Consider the following 17,223-nt stretch of genomic DNA (forward strand, 5'->3'; position numbering starts at 1 on the left):
ACAGAAACCAACAGGCGTCCACAGCGCCGAGGGAGTCGACATGACGCAGCGGAACATACAGATCAGAACCGAGCTTCCCAGCTGGGCGGCCGGGTTGTACGCGGCCATGGACGCCGGAGACATCGACGGGGTTATTGCCCACTTCAGCGAAGACGTCCGCATGCGTTACGGGAACGCGGAAACGGTCGTCGGCCATGAGGCGGTTCGCGCCGCATCAATGCAGTTCTTCGGAGCGATCAGCGGTATGTCGCATGACTTCCACGACGTGTGGGAGTCCGGTGACGCGGCCATGCTGATCTGCGATGTCAATTACACCCGCAGCGACGGCAGCGTGGTATGCCTGCCCGCCGCGACCTTCATTCATCATCGATCCGACGGGATTATCGACGACATACAGGTCTTCATGGACATGGCACCTGCCGTGACATGAGCACGGCAGACCCCTGGGCCAGCCGTTATTAAGAAAGAAAGGTCACATGGTCGATTCCACGAACGTCGCGACGGCCAAGCGGTTCTATGAGATCGCCGACGGCCGGGCGACGGGCGACCTCACTGAGCTGTTCACCGAGGACGTCCAGATCTACGTTCCCAAATTCGGTGCCGGCACCGGACACGAGGCAATGATCGCCGCGGGCAAGGGCCGCGCGCAGTTCCGTCGCATGGCCCATCACGCCGACGAGTTCGAGATCGTCGAGCACGACGACCGCGTCATCGTCGAAGGCACCACCGAAGGCGAGACCGTCACGGGCCGAACGTGGGACGGGCGAGAGACCGTCCCAGGGCATTTCTGCGCCGTATTCGACTTCCGCGACGGCAGGATCTGCCGGATGCACGTGTACTTCGATCCCGACCTCGGCCACGAGGACACGGCCCGATACCCATGGTGGTACCAGCCGAGCGCCGAGACCGTGAACTCTTAGCGGGCCCGGACTGATCAGAAAATCCAAGATAGGAAAAAAGGAGAATAAATTGACCGAAAGCGCGGACGGAATAATCCGCCGGACTCCCGAGATGAACGAAGTGTACTTCGAGCGGCGTTTCGACGCGCCGGTGGAACGGTTGTGGCCCTTCATCGGCGAGCCTGAGCTGCTCGCGAAGTGGCTGGGCGGCCCGGTCGACAAACTCGAGCCTGTCGAAGGTGGGGATGTCGTCATCCAGATCGCACCCAAGATGGGCGCGACGGTCTACGGCAAGGTCCTCGAATTCGAGCCGATGCGTGTGCTGGCGTTGACGTGGGAGGTGCCCGCCTGGCATGTGACGCCCGACCTGTTCGGCACGACAATGCGATGGGAGGTCGCAACCGACGGCGACGGCTCGAAGATCATGCTCACGCACGCGCTGCCGCACTCGGTCGGTCGAGAGCACCTCCTCAGTGCCGCCTGGCACCTGCACCTCGATCAGCTGGGCCAGCTGCTCGCGGGCCACGATGACCACTACGTCATCCAACAGCCCCACATCCATGCGCTGGTCCTGCACTATCTCGAGAAGGATTTCGCCAGCAAACGCGAGTACTACGAAACGCTTCTCGGCATCACACAATAAGGTTTGCCACGGGCCGGTCCTCGCAGAAAATCGCGTCACCCGTTATGGAGGAATTCAGTGAAGGAAAAGAGGGCCAGGAAGGTCGCCGTCGTCACGGGGGGCGCCGCGGGGATCGGTCAGGGCTTTGCGCTGCGGCTGGCGCGAGATGGGCAGATCGTCGCGGTCGGTGATCTCGCCCCGGCCGATGAGACGGAGCAACTCATTCGCAAGGCAGGCGGCGAGATCTTCTGGGAGCAGTGCGACGTGTCGGACGCGGGCAGCGTTGCGCAATTCGTCGGCTCGGTCACCGACCGGTACGGAGGGGTCGATATTCTCGTCCACAACGCCGGCATCTATCCCATCTCTTCGTTCGAAGACACCGACTGGGCGACCTGGCGCCGAATCATGGACGTCAATCTGGACTCTGTCTTCCATCTCACAAAGGCCGTGCTTCCGGGCATGAAGGAGGCCGGCTGGGGGCGGATCGTCATCATGGCTTCGGCGACGTTTCAGCTCGGCTCAGCCGGGCTGGTCGCCTACACGGCGAGCAAAGGCGGAGTGATCGGTTTCGTGCGTTCGCTGGCCGCCGAGGTCGGGGTGTCCGGGATCACCATCAACGCGATCGCTCCCGGCATGGTGCGCACACCGGGCACGATCGCCGGGCCGCAGCAGCAGTTGGGCCTCTTCGACGCGATTCTCACGAGCCAGGCGGTCAAGCGCGTCGGTCTGCCGGAGGACCTGATGGGCGCGATCTCGTTCCTCACCTCGAACGACGCCGCGTTCATGACCGGGCAGACACTGCTCGTGGACGGCGGATTGGCACGGGCCTGATTCCGTACGGTATCGACGTGTCGGGGCGCGGCGCGGTCTGGTGCCAAGCAGTACGGCCGGTTCGGTGCCCCGTCCCCCACCGCCGCAGCACGCCGGTCACGCTCCGATGGGCGCGGCCGACTCGCAACCGATACCGTTCGGCGGGCCGCATGCGCTACCAGGCGGTTGTGCCGCCATCAACTTTGAGATCGATGCCGGTGATCCACGATGACTCGTCCGATGCGAGAAAGACCGCGGCCGCGGCGACGTCCTCGGGCTGACCCCATCGAGGCAGCATGAGCTTGGCCAACATCGGTTCGCGGAACCAGGCAGCCTTCATGGCCTCACTGGTCGCCGGCACCTCGACGAGCCCAGGAGACAGCGTGTTGGCACGGAGGTTATGCGGACCGCCCTCCATCGCCATCTGCCGCGTCATGCTGAGCACTGCGCCCTTCGCAGCCGAGTGGGCAAGCCCGGGAAGCACCTTGTACACGCGGCTGCCGGAAACCGATCCAGTGTTGATGATGGACGCACCTCCTCGACCGATCAGGTGAGACCATGCCGCGCTGACCAAGTGGAATATCAGGTTGACCTCGTGGTCGATCGTGAAGGAGAAGTCCTTCCAGGTCATTTCGCCGATCGCCGCCATCCGCGCCATCCCCGCGTTGTTGTACAACACTTCGAATCCGCCGAATGTGCTGATGGCCAGTTGCACGACCGCCGCGGCCTGCCCCGGGTCGGTGAGATCGCAGGGATGCAGCGAAACCATCTCGCCGCCTGCCCTGGTCACCATCTCCACCGTCTCCGCCGCCCCTTCGGGGTTGATGTCACAGCCGACGACACGCGCGCCCTCTCGCGCGAACAGGACGGCGGCCGCGCGACCTTGTCCGCTCGCGGTTCCGGTGATGACGGCGGTCTTGCCGGCCAGCCGGCCAGCCGGCCCATTGCTCGAACTGGACATCGAGGCTCCGTTTCTGGACGACGAACTCCATCTATTGATCCCGGCGACTTCCTGGCCTTCGCCGACCACAAGGACTCACCGAGATCACTTCATAGGACGCGGCATTACTCTTCGTTCCTTATCTGCATGACGACGGCCTTGGGTTCGGTGAAGAACTCGCGGCTGAAGTTGCCGCCCTCACGGCCGATGCCGGAGTCTCCGACGCCGCCGAAGGGTGCACGCAGGTCGCGGACGAAGAAGCAGTTCACCCAGACGGTGCCGGCCTGCAACGCGGCGGAGACTCGGTGCGCGCGGTGCAGGTTCTCGGTGAACAGCATGGCGTTCAGGCCGTAGCGGCTGTCGTTGGCGAGGCTGACGGCCTCGGCCTCGGTGTCGAACGGGATCACCACGACGAGTGGGCCGAAGATCTCTTCGCGACTGTGCGGCGCGTCCTGCCCGAGCCCCGTGACGACGGTGGGCTGCACCGTCCAGCCCTCGTCCAGCCCGCCGGTGACGATCGTGCCGCCTTCGTCGGCCACGGTTTCCACGTAGCTGCGCACTTTGTCGTAGTGCTGCCGCGAGGCGAGCGGGCCGATCTGGGTGTCTTCCTGTTTGGGGTCACCGATGACCATCTTGTCGGCGGCGGCGGCGAAGCGGCGGAGGAACTCGTCGTAGACGTCGTTCTGCACGTACAGTCGCGAACCGGCCAGGCACACCTGCCCGGTGTTGGTGAAGATCGCCTTGATGGACCATTCCACGGCGGTGTCCAGATCGGCGTCGGCGAAGACCAGGTTGGCGCCCTTACCGCCGAGTTCCAGGCTGACCGGGGTGAGGTTGCGCGCGGCAGCGGCGGCGATGATCCGGCCGGTGCCGGACTCGCCGGTGAAGGTGATGCGGTCCACGCCGAGGTGCTCGGTCAGCGCTTGGCCGGTCGAGTCGGGGCCGTAGCCGTGCACGACGTTGAGCACGCCGGGCGGCATGCCGGCCTCGGTGGCAAGCCGGGCCAGGATGGTCGCCGAGGCCGGGGTGTCCTCGGCCGGCTTGAGCACCACGGTGTTGCCCCATGCCAGAGCGGGTGCGATCTTCCAGGTCTCGAGCATGAGCGGGAAGTTCCAGGGCGCTATCGCCGCCACCACGCCGGCTGGTTCATAACGCGTGTAGGTGTGGTGCCCGGAGTCCATCGGCAGCAGTTCCGCCGTGGACAGTCGCGCGTGGTCGGCGAAGAACCGGAAGTTCGCCGCCGCACGGGGTACGTCGTTGCCGCGGGACTGGGTGATCGGTTTGCCCATGTCCCGGGTGTCGGCCATCCCGAGGTCTTCGACGTGCGCCTCGATGAGATCCGCCAGTCGGTGCAGGATGCGGCCGCGCTCGGCGGTGCCCATTCGCGGCCAGGGCCCGGAGTCGAAGGCGCGGCGGGCCGCCGTCACGGCCCGGTCGGCGTCGGCCTGGTCGCCGAGCGCGATCTCCGCCCAGGGCTCGCGGGTGTACGGGTCGGCCGAGGAGAAGGTGGCGCCTGAGCCAGAGGTCACCTCCTCGCCATCGATCACGTGGCCGAAGAACTCCATCAGCTCGTTTCCCCTCTGGCTGCTTCCCGCTCGGCGATGGTCACGTCACCGGCTGCCCAGTGCGTCGTCGGCAGTTCCCGCACGGCGACGCGGACGCTCTGCTGCGGCACGGTCAATGACCGCACCACTGCCGCGGTCACCTCGTGGATCAGCGTGCGGATCTGCTCCGGCGTGCGTCCGTCGACCAGCGTTACTTCGATCAGTGGCATGTCAGCCTCCTGCCAGGTGGAGCGAGCCAAGGTGGGTGAAGTGCACCGCGACGGTGGTACCGGGCGATACGGGTACGGCGTCGGTCATTCCGCCGGTGAGGACCACCCAGCCCGGTTTGATCGCCAGGTCCCGCTGCGCCAGTTCGTTGGCGGCCAGGGCCAGCGCCTCGGCCGGGTGGCCCTGTACGGCGGCGCCGGTGGCGCTGTCGACCACCTGGCCGTCGACCTCGACGAGGCATGCCTCCAGCGCCAAGTCCAGAGACTCCGGCGGCAGGCCTACGGGGCCGGTGACGAAGCGGCCGGAGGAGGCGTTGTCGGCCACCACATCGGGCAGCGTGAACCGGAAGTCGCGATACCGGCTGTCGATCAGCTCGATGCCGCCGTACACCGAATCGACCGCGGCGAGTGCGCCGGCCGCGGTGATTCCGGGGCCGGCCAACCAGTCCCGCATGACGAACACGATCTCTGGTTCCGCACGCGGGTGGATCATGCGGTCCTGCGGAGCCGGCGCGCCCGCCGGCAGCATCATGGCGTCGGTCAGCCAGGCGGTGAGCGGTGCGGCGATCCCCATCCGCTCCTGTTTCGCCCGTGAGGTCAGCCCGAGTTTGACACCGATGAGCCGTTCGCCGCGATCCAGCCTGCGGCGCAGCGCCTCGTCCTGCACCGCGTACGCGGTCGCCAGGTCGAGGCCGGGCCACTCGTCACTGATCGGACCGCGGTCGGTCCGGGTGTCCTCCGCCTCCAGCAGTGCCGTGGCGGCCCGTTCGACATCCCAGCTCATCGGCCCGCCCCGGCGGTGTCGCGCTCCTCGGCCAGCCGCAGGGCGATATCGATGATCATGTCCTCCTGGCCGCCGACGTATCCGGCCTCGCCGACCTGTTGCAGGATCTCGTGGGCCGGCACGCCGTAACGCTCGGCCGCCCGTTCGGCATGCAGCAGGAAGCTGGAATACACCCCCGCGTACCCCTGCACGATCGAGGACCGGTCCATCCACGGCAGCCGGGGAATGAACGGTTTCACCACGTCCTCGGCCGCGGCCAGGGCCAGGTCGACGTCGATGCCGGTGTTGACGCCCAGACGCTCGAACGTCGCCGCGAGCACCTCGGTCGGTGCGTTTCCCGCGCCAGCCCCGAGTGCGCACAGGGCGCCGTCGATCTGCTGCGCCCCGCTCTGATGGGCCAGCACCGAGTTGGCGATGCCGAGGCCGAGGTTCTGATGGCCGTGGAAGCCGACCTGCGCCTGGTGCCCGATCTCGTCGACGAGCGCACGCACCCTCGCCTGTGCCTCGGACAGGACCAAAGCCCCGGCCGAGTCGACGACGTACACACACTGGGCACCGGCATCGACCATGATCCGCGCTTGCCGGGCAAGTTCCTCCGGGCCGACCCGGTGCGCGAGCATCAGGAAGCCGACCGTCTCCATGCCCAGTTCCCGGGCGGCGGCGAAATGCTGGATGGAGGTGTCCGCCTCGGTACAGTGAGTGGCGATCCGGGCCACGCTCGCCCCGGCATCGTGGGCACGGCGTAGATCGGTCACGGTGCCCACACCGGGCAGCAGCAGCACGGCGATCCTCGCCCGTGCCGCCTCGTCCACGGCGGCCGCGATCAGCTCGATCTCGTTCACCCGGGAGAACCCGTAGTTGAAGCTCGAGCCGCCGAGGCCGTCGCCGTGGGCCACCTCGATCACCTGGACTCCCGCGGTGTCCAGCGCCCGCACCACCCCGCGCACCTGAGCCTCGGTGAACTGGTGCCGCATCGCGTGGGAACCGTCTCGCAGGGTCGAGTCGGTAATCCGCAGTTCGCGCAGCTGCTGGTCGTTGTCCAAGGTCATGACGTCACCGCCGTGGTCCGTGCGGCCGCGAGCAGCTCACCGACGCGAGCCGCCGCGGCCGTCATGATGTCCAGGTTTCCTGCCCAGGGCGGCAGGTAGTCGCCTCGGCCGCGCACCTCGAGAAAGACGGCCACCCTGCCCTGCCCATCCCATTCCGGGCGCGGGTCGTCGAATTGCGGGTCGGCGCGCAGCGTGTAACCCGGCACGTACTCGGCCACGTCGCCGACCATCCGGACGATGGACTCGCCGATGGCGTCGCGGTCGGCATCCGCCGGGATCGCGCAGAACACGGTGTCCCGCATGATCATCGGTGGCTCTACCGGGTTCATGATGATCACGGCCTTGCCTCGGCCGGCGCCACCGACCCGCTCGATTGCGTGCGCGGTGGTCTCGGTGAACTCATCGATGTTGGCGCGTGTGCCGGGTCCCGCCGACCGGGAGGCGATCGACGCGACGATTTCCGCGTAGTCCACCGGCACGACGCGGGAGACCGCGTGCACGATCGGGATGGTGGCCTGCCCGCCGCAGGTGATCATGTTGACGTTCGGCGCGTCCAGGTGCTCTCCCAGGTTGACCGGCGGGCAGATCAGCGGTCCCACGGCCGCCGGTGTCAGGTCGATCGCCTGGATGCCCGCCTCCGCGTACCTCGGCGCGTTCGCCAAGTGCGCCTTCGCTGAGGTCGCCTCGAATACCAGCTCCGGCAGGCTGTTACGAGATAGCAGCCAGTCCACCCCCGCCGCGGAAGTCTCGATGCCGAGCTTGTGCGCCCTGGCCAGCCCGTCCGAGGCCGGGTCGACGCCGACCATGTACCGCACCTCGACCGACGTGCTGTGCAGCAGCTTCGCCAGCAGGTCGGTGCCGATGTTTCCGGGGCCGACGATGGCCGCGGTCACCTTGCTCATCAGGTCTCCTCGGTGAATCGTGCGGTAACGCTGCCGAGCCCGGCGAAGGCCGCGGTGACGGTGTCGCCCGCACCGACCGGGACGGAAGCCGTGATGGAGCCGGGTAGCACGACATGCCCGGCTTCCAGGACCACGCCACGGGCACCGACGGTGTTGGCCAGCCACACCAGCGAGGTCAACGGCGAGCCGAGCACCGCGCCGGTCGCTCCGGTGCCGACCAGTTCGCCGTTGCGGTGCAGCGTGCACCCGGCGAGCCGGAGATCCACCTCGGCGAGCCGGGCCGGAGTGCTGCCCAGAACGACTCCGCCGGACGAAGCGTTGTCGGCGATGGTGTCGACGATCCCGATTCGCCAGTCGCGGATGCGCGAGTCGATGAGTTCGAGCGCCGGCAGCACGAAGTCCACTGCGGCGGCGGCGTCGGCCACGGTGACCCCTGGTCCGGCCAGTTGCCGCCTGAGCACGAAGGCGATCTCGGGCTCGACCCGCGGCTGCAGGAATCGTGACGCCGGGACGGGCTGGTTCTCCAGCCAGAACATGTCGTCCAGGAGGTGGCCGTAGTCCGGCTGGTTCACGCCCATCTGCCGCTGCATCGCCGGCGAGGAGAGCCCCACTTTGTGGCCCTTGATCCGAGCTCCGTGGGCCACCCGATGCCGGATCTGCAGCAACTGGATCTCGTAGGCGTCGGCGAGCGTCAGGCCCTCGAACTTGTCCACCAGCGGCTCGACCGGAGTTTTGGTGTCGTAGGCGGTGAACAGGAGGTCGGCCGCCTCGGCCAGCATCACGGCGGTCACGACGGCATCGCCTCGGCGGTCGACCCGATCGTGCTCGCGTTGTCCGGTTCCATGGTGATCTCCGATTGGGTCGGGTGTGTTGTACGGCCGCTCCCTGGCGCCGCTCAGCCGGGCAGGCTTGCCGACCACGTCGGCAGCCCAAACTGTATGCAGTTATCCCCCGATGTCAACTCTTGACTTCTGCCTGAAACTGTATGCAATCTGGGCGTCACAATCCTTGGGCGCGGCCCGTTGTCCCTGTCCAGAGGACCCGCAGTCGAGCATCGGGAGTTCGGATGTCCGTGTGGAACCTGGTGACCTGCCGCCCCGGAAACGGGGGGCCGGGATCGTTCGTCGGTGTCGCCGATACCGACGGACGCGTGTGGCGCGATCCCGTCTTGGCGCGCTATCCGGACGTGGGGGCGCTGATGCGCGACTGGGCGGAGTTGGAGCCGATGTTGCGGGGCTTGCAGCCTGCCGAGGGTGAACCGCTGGATTCGGTGCAGATACTGGCTCCGCTATCGGCTCCGAGCAAACTCGTCTGCGCCGGCGCGAACTACCGTGACCACTTGCAGGAGATGGGTATCGCGGAGATGCCGGCCGATTTCGAACCGTACTTCTTCCTGCTGCCTGCGACCACGATCATCGGCCCCGGCGGGACGGTGACGATCCCCGAGGACCCCGGCGCGCGGGTGGACTGGGAGGCCGAGCTCGGCGTGGTGATCGGCTCGCGCGCCCACCATGTGCCGGTCGAGCGGGCGTTGGAGATGGTCGCGGGGTACACGATCGTCAACGACATCTCGGCGCGCGGGCTCCATGCCCGGCCCAATCCGCTCGCACCGCCATTCGCCTACGACTGGCTGAGTTCCAAGGGACGCGACACGTTCACCCCGATCGGTCCCGGTGTGACACCGTCATGGTTCGTACCCGATCCGCAGTCGCTGTCGATCCGGCTGTGGCGCAACGGTGTGCTCGAGCAGGATGGCAACACCGGAGACATGATCTTCGGCGTGGCTCAGCTCGTGTCCGCGGCGAGCGCGCTGATGACCCTCGAACCGGGTGACGTCCTGGCCACCGGAACACCGGCCGGCGTCGGTGTCGCGAAAGGCGCAGCGCTGCAGGTCGGCGACGAAGTGCGCATCGAAATCGCGCCGCTGGGCGTTCTGCGCAACCACGTGAGGCGGGCAGACTCGGCACCGGCGGCATCGGCCCCGGCGGTGGCCGGGCACGGCCTGGAGCAACGATGACGACCGTGGCGACCTCCTCCGCTGTCAGCGGCGAATTCGCACCGCTGTTCACGCCCATGTCCCTGGGAACGCGCAGCGTTCGTAACCGGATCATGCTCGCTCCCATGTCGGTGTGCTACGGCGATGCCGACGGCACGGTGACCGAGCGGGAGATCGAGCATTACGCACGCCGTGCGCAGGGCGGCGTGGGTGTAGTGATCACCGAGAACTTCGCGATCAATATCGCGGGACGGCAGATGCCGTTGCAGACGCTGGCCGACGACGAACGGCGGCTGCCCGGGCTGCGGCGGCTCGCCGCCGAGATCCGCCAGCACGGTGCCCTGGCGATCGTCCAGCTCGTACATGCGGGCCGCTATGCGGGCCCCTGGCAAGAGTACGAGAGCCGACGTCGCCTGGCCCCCTCCCCCATGTCGTTCGAACTGACCCCCGGCAGGGTCGTCACCCCGCAGGAGATCACCGCCGAAGAAATCGAGGAGAGCATCACCGCGTTCGTCCGCGCGGCGCAACTGTGCGAGCGCGCCGGGTTCGACGGCGTGGACCTGCACGCCGCGCAGGGTTTCTTGATCTCCGGATTCCTCTCACCGCGCACCAACCGGCGAACCGATGAGTGGGGCGGTGACTTCACCGGGCGTACGCGGTTCGCCCTCGAGGTGGTACGCAGAGTCGTCGCGAACACCGGCCCGGATTTCGTGGTGGGTGTGCACCTGCTCAGCGATGAACTGGTGGAGGGCGGCTGGACGCTCGACGATGCCGTACGGCTGGCTCCACTGCTGGAGGCGGCGGGAGCGGCGTTCCTGTTCGCCATCCCGGCCACCTTCGAGACCATGCGGCTGCCGGGCAATGCCGGAATGCTCGACCGCCGCGGCTACTCGCTGGCCGACACGGCGGCACTGGCGCGCGCCGTACGAATCCCGGTCGTGGCCAACGGCGGACTCGCCGACCCCCGCGACGCCGCACGAGTCCTGGAGACGGACCAGGCCTCGGCGGTCGGCCTGGCCCGGCAGCTGTTCGTCGACCCCGACTGGCCCCGCAAACTGGCGGCCGGAGCGCTCGGCGCCTTCCGTACCTGCCCGTGCGACCCGCCTCGCTGCCTGCAGACCCAGCTGACCGGTGCCGTCTGCCACCACTGGCCCGCGGACGCGCAGGCACGCGGCTACCTCGGCTACGACGAGAGGACCGACTCGTGATCACTCTGACCGACATCGCCTACGTGCGTTCCGGTGTCGAGGACCTCACCGGCGCCGTCCGGTTCGCCAGCGAAATCGTCGGGCTCGAGGTGGTCGACGCCGACGAGCCCGGTGTGGTGCACCTGCGCGCCGACACCCGGCACCACTGCCTCACGTTCGTCGAAGGGCGCTCCGGGGTGATCGCCTCTGGCCTCGCGGTCGCCGACACCGACGCCCTCGCCGCAGCGGAGACCGAACTCGAGCAGCGTGGTCTGCGCGTCGAACGCGGCGACCGCGCGGCGGCGCGCTCGCGCCGGGTGGCCGAGTTCATCGCCTTCGACGACCCGTTCGGCAATCGCGTGGAGTTGGCCGCGGGCCAGCTCAGTTCCGCCGAGCCGGTGCGACTGACCCGCTCATCGGGAATCACCGAATTCGGCCACCTGTGCCTGGATGCGCCCGACGTGCGGGAGGCCTACCGTTTCTGGTCCACGACCTTCAATGCGCGCGTATCCGACTGGGTCGGCGATGCGGCGTGCCTGATGCGCATCGACCAGGTCCACCACAAACTCGCCGTGTTCCGCGGCGACGAAGCGGCGCTCTGCCATATCAACTTCCAGGTCGACTCGCTCGACGACCTGTTCCGCAACTGGCACTTCCTGGTCGACAACGGCGTCGAGATCGTGATGGGCCCGGGCCGGCATCCCACCTCCGGCGCGGTGTTCCTCTACTTCCGGGGCCCGGAGAACCTGACGTACGAATACGCCATCGGCGCCCGTCTGATCGAGGATGAGGCGGCGTGGAGACCGCGGATTTTCGACCCCGAGCAGCCGGCCTCCATCGACATGTGGCTTGGTCCGGTGGCCCCCACCACGCGGCAACGTCAATTGTCACCGTCGGTGCCCGCGACCGTGTGACCGTTCCCAGACGCTCGGGCCAGTGCTGCCGGCGCGGTGTCCATCAGGGCCACCGCCTTGGGCACCGCCTGCAGCACATAGTCGGACGCGCAGTCGGTCAACACCCTCACCGCAGTGTGCTCGAGGTGGCGAGCGGTCAGTGACACGGCGGCCCGTTCGTCGCCGGCCACCATCGCCTCCAGGATCGCCGGATGCTCCACGTCGCCGGCCTTCTGCCAATCGGTGGGATCCACATGCTGGGCGATGCGGATGTACCGGGCGCTCCGGTCGGCCAGTGATCGCAACTGCGTGCGCAACGGCTCATCCGCCGCAGCACTCAGCAGATGGTGATACTCGCCGTGTGCGATGAACCAGGCGGCCACATCACGGCTCCTGGCAGCCCGGCGCATCGCCGTCAGCGCCGCTTTGGCCTGCCGCCGCTGCTGCGCCTTGAAGCCGCCGATGGTCATCGCGACCGCCAGGCACTCCAGTACGATCCGGGAGCCATAAGTGACATCCAGTTCCGCTGGATTGAACCCGGCGACTCGCATGCGCTGATTGGGTTCGGACTCGATCAGGCCCTCTTCCTGCAGCATGCGCAGCACCTCCCGCAACGGGGTGCGGCTGACGCCCAACTGCTCGGCCAACGCGGCTTGCGACAGCTTCGTCTCCGGCGGGATCCGGCCGTCGAGGATGCACTCCCGCAGATAAGCGTGCAGGGGCACGATCGACTGGCGCGTCTGCGGCAGGTCCAGCCGCTCGATCCCCGGAAGGCGGAGAGTTCGCTGTGGCATGCCTTCATTGTGGCGCACCCCATACGACCAGGGTTGATGCGGCCTCGAATCTGCATACAGTTATGCGTATATCCGCAGATCAGCCGATCGGAGACGGCATCGTGTCACCACCTCACACGGCCAGCACCGATCCCCGCTGAAGGCAGCGGTGACCAGTGGGACCCGGCCACACAGCCCAGGTCCATGACCGTCAGCCGACCGTACGCTTGTTGATCGTGAACTCGCGGACATCGTTGGCGGTCTCGCCGATTCCGAAGCTGATGATCCGCTTCGGGTGGATCCGGATGATCGCCCCGTCGAACCCGGTCTGCGCGATGGCGGGCGCCCAGGCGGAGTCGGCGGGGTCGGCGATCGCTTCACCGTCGCCGCGGATTTCCAGGCAGCGCGGCCGCCACGGTTGCGTCGAGGCGAGGTCGTCGACCACGAACGCGACCCGACCGTTCTCCGCAACGTTGCGGAACTTGCGGCTGTACGCCATCCCGTGCCCGGCGATGTCGATCGTGCCGGTCTTGTCGTTGTAGCGGAACCCGACCGGATTGGCCTGGAGGGTTCCATCCGGCTGCGCAGTGGCCAGTCGGCCTAGCCGCTGCGTGGACAGGTAGACGAGTTCCTCATCGGTAAACGACATGACGGTCCTTTCCGTAGGTGATGGCTTCGTTCATCAGGAGTTCGGTGCTGCCGGCAGCCCTGGGCGGCGACGCCTAGACCGGGAACCTCGCCGCCTTCGCCGTACCGTCCACGTCACCCCTCACGACTCCAGACATCGGAGTAACCGGCCGCGTCCGTGATGCTGCCGGCGGCGGCGCGGAAGGCGTCTCGCGCTCCTGGTGCGAGGGCGCCGAAAAATCCCGCGAGTTCGCTGGTCACGTCGCGATGGAACGCGAGCGCCGAGCGGCGGCCGTCCTCGGTGAGGACAACCTGCACGGCGCGACGGTCTCCGGGTACCAGCGATCGCTTGACCAGTCCCCGTTGGGTCGCCCGGTCGATCAGGCCGGTCAGGTTCGCCTTGCCCACGCCGAACATGCGGGCGAGCTCGGCCATGCCGCGCGGCTGCTGGGCCAGGACGCACAGCAACCGGCCCTGCACGGAGGTGAGGTCGTGGCGGTCGGCCACGCGCGTGAACGTCGTCTGCACCAGCCCGGAGAGTCGAATCAACGCCATGGCGTCCTCATCCGCGGTCCCCTCTGGCACATCCGAGTCGGAGGGGGGCGCCGCGGTCTCCGCAGATTCCTCTGGCGGAGGAGGAGTGGCACGTGCTCCTGGCTTGAGTGGACGAGTCGAGGACACAGAAATAGAGTACACCTCATAGACAGTTAACGCCATGTACTATCCGTGATACGAACTACATTCGATCTCAGGGGACGTCGGCTGGTGATGTCGAAGATGGCGATGTGTCAATCAGCCCACCGACGCGCCTACTTACCGAAGCCGGCGGTGAGCCCGCCGATCAACTGGCGGCGGCCGACGACGTACAGCGCGAGGACGGGCAGCGTCGACAGGAGGACGGCGGCCAGTACGGCGGGGACGTTGACGGTGAACTGGCCCTGGAAGGTCCACAGCGCCAGGGGCAGGACGCGTTTGTCGGGGCTCTGGGTGAGGATCAGGGGGAAGAGGAAGCCGTTCCAGACGTTGAGGGCGTCGTAGATCGCGACCGTGGTGATGGCCGGTCTCGCGAGCGGCAGCGCGAGGCTCCAGAGCATCCGCCAGTCGCCCGCTCCGTCGACGCGCATCGACTCGAACAGTTCGTCGGGGATGTCCCGCAGGAAGTTGACCAGGATGATGACGGTCAGCGGGATGGCGAACGCGGCGGACGGGAGGATGATCGCCGGCAGGGTGTCGTACATTCGCGCCTTGGCGATCAGGTAGTACACCGGGATGATCGTTGCCTGCAGCGGGATGGCCAGCCCCAGCAGGAAGAGGTTGAACGTCAGGCGCAGTGAGCGGCGGTCGCCGCGGACGATGGCGTAGGCCGCCATGAGCGAGACGGCGAGGGTGAGCAGGGTCGTCGCGCCGGTCACGATGACGCTGTTGAGGAAGTAGTGGGCGAAGTCGTTGTCCAGGACGAGCCGGTAGTTGGCCAGGGTGGGGTGTGCGGGCGGGATGAGCGGGTCGGCGGTGAAGAACCCTTCCTGCGGGCGCAGGCTGGCGATGACGGCCCAGTAGATCGGCACGATCACGATCGCCAGCCAGGCGATCCCGCCGAGTGCGCCGAGGAGGTTGGTCCGGCGCACTCGGCGCCGGGACGGCAGGCGGCGAGGCAGGGAAGCCGTGGAGGTTTCGCGTATCACCGAAGGAGCTGCCATCACGCACCTGCCTGTCGGCTGCGCATGCGGGAGAACCCGGAGAAGCGGACGATGCCGAGGGACAGCACGAGTCCCGCGGCGACGAGGATCACGGACACGACGCTCGCCAGGCCCATCTGGTTGCTCTGGAATCCGGTGATGTACATGTCCAGGGGCAGCAGGCGGGTGGCGTAGCCGGGACCGCCTCCGGTCATGACGAACACCAGGTCGAAGTAGGTGAGTGAGCCGACCAGCATCAGCGTCGAGGAGGTGACGATGGTATACCGCAGCTGAGGCAGCGTGACGTACCGGAACTGGGCCACTCGGCCCGCGCCGTCGATCGCGGACGCCTCGTACAGGGACGCCGGGATCTGCCGTACGCCCGCCTGGTAGAGCAGCGTGTGGAACGGCACGAACTGCCAGGCGATGACGAAGACGATCGTGGCGAAGGCGAGGTCCGGGTTCCCGAGCCAGTCCTGACTGAGCCACGACAGGTGCAGCGCGGCGCCGAGGCCGAAGTTCGGGTCGAGGAGGTTCTTGAAGATGATCGCGACGGCGGCCGAGGAGATCAGCAGCGGGATGAAGTAGAGCACCGCCAGGACGGCCCGGTAGCGCTGCCGCCCGGCGACGAAGACGCCGAGCAGCAGGCTGACGGGGGTCTGCACCAGCCAGGAGATGGCCATGAACTTGAGCGTCAGCCACACGGCGTGCCGTGTTACGCCGCTGGTGAGGGCGGTCCGCCAGTTGTCCAGCCCGGTCCAGGCCGGAGTGGCCAGGCCGTCCCACTTCGTGAGGCCGAGGTAGACCACGATCGCCATCGGAGCGAGGGCGAAGAGCGCGAAAAGGGCGAGCGCGGGCGCCGCCATCACGAAGGACGGCCCGCGGCGGCCTCCCGCGCCTGGCGCCTTGGCGACGAGACTCATCACTTGGCCGCCTTGTCCATCGCGGCGCAGAACTGCGCCGGGCTCAGTTGCCCTCCGAACAACCGGTCGAGGTTGGTGAGCAGCGTGTCCGCCATGGCCGAGCTGAGCGCCTGGTCCCAGGAGAGCTGGAAGCTACCTGCGTTCTTCGTCATGCCGTAGACGTAGGTGAGCCAGCCGCTGTTCGGGGCGGAGGCGAGCCTGCCCTCGAGGCCGTTGACCGGCGGCACCTCCCCCGCCTTGACCAGGTCACCGATGTACGCGTCGTTCAGCACGCCCTTCTTCAGGTAGTTCACCGCGGTGGTCTTGGCCTCGGCGCTCGCCTGGGCGGAGACGGAGAAGAAGTTGGCGGGGTTGCCGACGAGGTCGGCCGGGGCGCCGTTGCCGCCGGCGACGGTGGGGAACGGGGCCCAGCCGAGCTTGCCGGACTTCACGAAGGTCGGGGCGTTGGTCAGGATGACCGGATACGCCCAGCTGCCCATGAGATCCATGGCGGCCTTGCCGGTGAACAGTTGCGCCTCGGCCTGGTTCGTGTCGGCGTTGACCGACTGGAAGCCCTTGGCGAAACCGCCGACGTCGACCAGTTGCCTGATCATGGTGGCGGCCTTGAGCACGGCCGGATCGGACCAGGCGCCGGGCTTTCGCGCCGCGATGTTCGCGAAGACCTGCGGGCCGCCGACGCGGTCGGTGAGGTACTCGAGCCACATCAGGTCGGGCCACTTCGACGCGCCCCCCATGGACAGAGGGGCGATGCCGGCGGCCTTGAACTTCCCCACCAGGGCCAGCAGGTCGTCCCAGGTCTTCGGGGGCTGGGCGCCGACCTTGGCGAACAGGTCCTTGTTGTAGAAGAGCACGACCGGCTGGACACCGTTGATCGGGATGGCGTAGTTCTTCCCGTCGACTTCGGCGACCTTGAGCACCGAGGGGAAGAACCTGCCCTTCCACGCGGGGTCCTTGGCGAGTTCCGGGGTGAGGTCGGCGACCTTGCCGGCGTCCACGTAGTCCTTAAGGGTGCCGCCGCCGAAGTTCTCGAAGATCACCGGGCCGTTGCCGGCACCGACGGCGGTGCGCAGTTTCTGCTTGTACGGATCGTTCTGGAAGAACTGGACGTTGATGGCGCTCTTCGGGTTTGCCTTGTTCCATGCCTGCTGGGAGGCCGTCAACGTCGTTTGGGTGCCCCCGGTGAGGGCCCACACCAGGGTGCCGCCACCGGGCCCGCCGCCCGCGACGGTACGGCCGCTGCTGCCGCAGGCCGTCATCGTCAGTGCCAGCGCCGCCGCACCGGTCGAGAACAACGCACGGTGAATGTTTCGCGGGGCCATCCTCAGCTCCCTTGATCGACAAGCTACGAAAATTTTCGTAACCTCTGGTTCG

The 17,223-nt window shown here is 67.5% G+C and carries 20 protein-coding genes; 7 read left to right on the top strand and 13 right to left on the bottom strand.

What is annotated here, in order from left to right; genetic code table 11:
• Positions 1-40: 40 nt before the first annotated feature.
• The 4 genes from ACQP2O_RS31825 to ACQP2O_RS31840 are packed head-to-tail and all read left to right on the top strand — an operon-like array spanning position 41 to position 2,352.
• Entirely contained in the window at positions 41-430 is a 390-nt protein-coding gene (locus tag ACQP2O_RS31825) for a nuclear transport factor 2 family protein (RefSeq protein WP_433171475.1), read from the top strand.
• A gap of 46 nt (positions 431-476) precedes the next feature.
• Positions 477-920, top strand: a complete 444-nt coding sequence (locus ACQP2O_RS31830) for a nuclear transport factor 2 family protein (protein ID WP_433171477.1) — start codon at positions 477-479, stop codon at positions 918-920.
• A 49-nt stretch (positions 921-969) separates the two neighbouring features.
• Positions 970-1,542: an SRPBCC domain-containing protein gene (locus tag ACQP2O_RS31835; RefSeq protein WP_433171479.1), complete on the top strand. Its 573-nt coding sequence runs from the start codon at positions 970-972 to the stop codon at positions 1,540-1,542.
• A 57-nt stretch (positions 1,543-1,599) separates the two neighbouring features.
• Positions 1,600-2,352 (top strand): SDR family NAD(P)-dependent oxidoreductase, encoded by a 753-nt coding sequence (locus tag ACQP2O_RS31840; RefSeq protein WP_433171481.1) that lies wholly within the window; start codon positions 1,600-1,602, stop codon positions 2,350-2,352.
• A 154-nt stretch (positions 2,353-2,506) separates the two neighbouring features.
• Here ACQP2O_RS31840 and ACQP2O_RS31845 read toward each other — a convergent pair whose 3' ends face one another.
• From ACQP2O_RS31845 to ACQP2O_RS31875, 7 genes are all read right to left on the bottom strand, one after another.
• A complete protein-coding gene (locus tag ACQP2O_RS31845; RefSeq protein ID WP_433171483.1) occupies positions 2,507-3,292 on the bottom strand; it encodes an SDR family NAD(P)-dependent oxidoreductase in 786 nt (261 codons plus the stop codon).
• Between the two features lie 104 nt (positions 3,293-3,396).
• Complete coding sequence (locus ACQP2O_RS31850) at positions 3,397-4,836, bottom strand: aldehyde dehydrogenase (protein ID WP_433171485.1); 1,440 nt, start codon at positions 4,834-4,836, stop codon at positions 3,397-3,399.
• A complete protein-coding gene (locus tag ACQP2O_RS31855; RefSeq protein ID WP_433171487.1) occupies positions 4,836-5,045 on the bottom strand; it encodes a tautomerase family protein in 210 nt (69 codons plus the stop codon). The genes ACQP2O_RS31850 and ACQP2O_RS31855 overlap by 1 nt, the downstream gene beginning before the upstream one ends.
• 1 nt (position 5,046) lies before the next feature.
• A complete protein-coding gene (locus ACQP2O_RS31860; protein ID WP_433171488.1) occupies positions 5,047-5,826 on the bottom strand; it encodes a 2-keto-4-pentenoate hydratase in 780 nt (259 codons plus the stop codon).
• Positions 5,823-6,875: a 4-hydroxy-2-oxovalerate aldolase gene (gene dmpG, locus ACQP2O_RS31865; protein ID WP_433171490.1), complete on the bottom strand. Its 1,053-nt coding sequence runs from the start codon at positions 6,873-6,875 to the stop codon at positions 5,823-5,825. The genes ACQP2O_RS31860 and dmpG overlap by 4 nt, the downstream gene beginning before the upstream one ends.
• The gene (locus ACQP2O_RS31870) at positions 6,872-7,777 is read right to left on the bottom strand and encodes an acetaldehyde dehydrogenase (acetylating) (protein WP_433171491.1); all 906 of its coding nucleotides are present in this window, start codon (positions 7,775-7,777) and stop codon (positions 6,872-6,874) included. The genes dmpG and ACQP2O_RS31870 overlap by 4 nt, the downstream gene beginning before the upstream one ends.
• Positions 7,777-8,568, bottom strand: coding sequence for a 2-keto-4-pentenoate hydratase (locus ACQP2O_RS31875; protein ID WP_433171493.1), 792 nt, complete (start codon positions 8,566-8,568; stop codon positions 7,777-7,779). The genes ACQP2O_RS31870 and ACQP2O_RS31875 overlap by 1 nt, the downstream gene beginning before the upstream one ends.
• A 275-nt stretch (positions 8,569-8,843) precedes the next feature.
• On the opposite strand from ACQP2O_RS31875, the gene ACQP2O_RS31880 reads away from it, so the two are divergent.
• The 3 genes from ACQP2O_RS31880 to ACQP2O_RS31890 are packed head-to-tail and all read left to right on the top strand — an operon-like array spanning position 8,844 to position 11,874.
• On the top strand, positions 8,844-9,794 hold the full coding sequence (locus ACQP2O_RS31880; protein WP_433171495.1) for a fumarylacetoacetate hydrolase family protein: 951 nt from the start codon (positions 8,844-8,846) through the stop codon (positions 9,792-9,794).
• On the top strand, positions 9,791-10,981 hold the full coding sequence (locus ACQP2O_RS31885; RefSeq protein WP_433171497.1) for a hypothetical protein: 1,191 nt from the start codon (positions 9,791-9,793) through the stop codon (positions 10,979-10,981). The genes ACQP2O_RS31880 and ACQP2O_RS31885 overlap by 4 nt, the downstream gene beginning before the upstream one ends.
• Positions 10,978-11,874, top strand: a complete 897-nt coding sequence (locus ACQP2O_RS31890; protein ID WP_433171499.1) for a VOC family protein — start codon at positions 10,978-10,980, stop codon at positions 11,872-11,874. Before ACQP2O_RS31885 ends, ACQP2O_RS31890 begins: the two co-directional genes overlap by 4 nt.
• Here the strand turns inward: ACQP2O_RS31890 and ACQP2O_RS31895 are convergent.
• The 6 genes from ACQP2O_RS31895 to ACQP2O_RS31920 form a co-directional block, all read right to left on the bottom strand.
• Positions 11,841-12,647, bottom strand: coding sequence for a GntR family transcriptional regulator (locus ACQP2O_RS31895; RefSeq protein ID WP_433171501.1), 807 nt, complete (start codon positions 12,645-12,647; stop codon positions 11,841-11,843). The two genes, ACQP2O_RS31890 and ACQP2O_RS31895, sit on opposite strands and share 34 nt — an antisense overlap.
• 190 nt (positions 12,648-12,837) lie before the next feature.
• Entirely contained in the window at positions 12,838-13,275 is a 438-nt protein-coding gene (locus ACQP2O_RS31900) for a PPOX class F420-dependent oxidoreductase (RefSeq protein ID WP_433171503.1), read from the bottom strand.
• 113 nt (positions 13,276-13,388) lie between these two features.
• Positions 13,389-13,808, bottom strand: a complete 420-nt coding sequence (locus ACQP2O_RS31905) for a MarR family winged helix-turn-helix transcriptional regulator (RefSeq protein ID WP_433171505.1) — start codon at positions 13,806-13,808, stop codon at positions 13,389-13,391.
• Between the two features lie 254 nt (positions 13,809-14,062).
• Complete coding sequence (locus ACQP2O_RS31910) at positions 14,063-14,950, bottom strand: carbohydrate ABC transporter permease (protein WP_433171507.1); 888 nt, start codon at positions 14,948-14,950, stop codon at positions 14,063-14,065.
• The gene (locus ACQP2O_RS31915) at positions 14,950-15,852 is read right to left on the bottom strand and encodes a carbohydrate ABC transporter permease (RefSeq protein WP_433171509.1); all 903 of its coding nucleotides are present in this window, start codon (positions 15,850-15,852) and stop codon (positions 14,950-14,952) included. The genes ACQP2O_RS31910 and ACQP2O_RS31915 overlap by 1 nt, the downstream gene beginning before the upstream one ends.
• Positions 15,852-17,171: an extracellular solute-binding protein gene (locus ACQP2O_RS31920; RefSeq protein ID WP_433171511.1), complete on the bottom strand. Its 1,320-nt coding sequence runs from the start codon at positions 17,169-17,171 to the stop codon at positions 15,852-15,854. The genes ACQP2O_RS31915 and ACQP2O_RS31920 overlap by 1 nt, the downstream gene beginning before the upstream one ends.
• Positions 17,172-17,223 lie beyond the last annotated feature (52 nt).

Source organism: Actinoallomurus sp. CA-150999 (genome assembly GCF_050942425.1).
In the GTDB taxonomy this organism is placed as follows: Bacteria; Actinomycetota; Actinomycetes; order Streptosporangiales; family Streptosporangiaceae; genus Actinoallomurus.

Coding starts and splice junctions, on each gene's coding strand:
- ACQP2O_RS31825 (WP_433171475.1), top strand. CDS start 41: ATGACGCAGCGGAACATACAGATCAGAACCGAGCTTCCCAGCTGGGCG.
- ACQP2O_RS31830 (WP_433171477.1), top strand. CDS start 477: ATGGTCGATTCCACGAACGTCGCGACGGCCAAGCGGTTCTATGAGATC.
- ACQP2O_RS31845 (WP_433171483.1), bottom strand. CDS start 3,292: ATGTCCAGTTCGAGCAATGGGCCGGCTGGCCGGCTGGCCGGCAAGACC.
- ACQP2O_RS31850 (WP_433171485.1), bottom strand. CDS start 4,836: ATGGAGTTCTTCGGCCACGTGATCGATGGCGAGGAGGTGACCTCTGGC.
- ACQP2O_RS31855 (WP_433171487.1), bottom strand. CDS start 5,045: ATGCCACTGATCGAAGTAACGCTGGTCGACGGACGCACGCCGGAGCAG.
- ACQP2O_RS31860 (WP_433171488.1), bottom strand. CDS start 5,826: ATGAGCTGGGATGTCGAACGGGCCGCCACGGCACTGCTGGAGGCGGAG.
- dmpG (WP_433171490.1), bottom strand. CDS start 6,875: ATGACCTTGGACAACGACCAGCAGCTGCGCGAACTGCGGATTACCGAC.
- ACQP2O_RS31870 (WP_433171491.1), bottom strand. CDS start 7,777: ATGAGCAAGGTGACCGCGGCCATCGTCGGCCCCGGAAACATCGGCACC.
- ACQP2O_RS31880 (WP_433171495.1), top strand. CDS start 8,844: ATGTCCGTGTGGAACCTGGTGACCTGCCGCCCCGGAAACGGGGGGCCG.
- ACQP2O_RS31885 (WP_433171497.1), top strand. CDS start 9,791: ATGACGACCGTGGCGACCTCCTCCGCTGTCAGCGGCGAATTCGCACCG.
- ACQP2O_RS31895 (WP_433171501.1), bottom strand. CDS start 12,647: ATGCCACAGCGAACTCTCCGCCTTCCGGGGATCGAGCGGCTGGACCTG.
- ACQP2O_RS31900 (WP_433171503.1), bottom strand. CDS start 13,275: ATGTCGTTTACCGATGAGGAACTCGTCTACCTGTCCACGCAGCGGCTA.
- ACQP2O_RS31905 (WP_433171505.1), bottom strand. CDS start 13,808: ATGGCGTTGATTCGACTCTCCGGGCTGGTGCAGACGACGTTCACGCGC.
- ACQP2O_RS31910 (WP_433171507.1), bottom strand. CDS start 14,950: ATGGCAGCTCCTTCGGTGATACGCGAAACCTCCACGGCTTCCCTGCCT.
- ACQP2O_RS31915 (WP_433171509.1), bottom strand. CDS start 15,852: ATGAGTCTCGTCGCCAAGGCGCCAGGCGCGGGAGGCCGCCGCGGGCCG.
- ACQP2O_RS31920 (WP_433171511.1), bottom strand. CDS start 17,171: ATGGCCCCGCGAAACATTCACCGTGCGTTGTTCTCGACCGGTGCGGCG.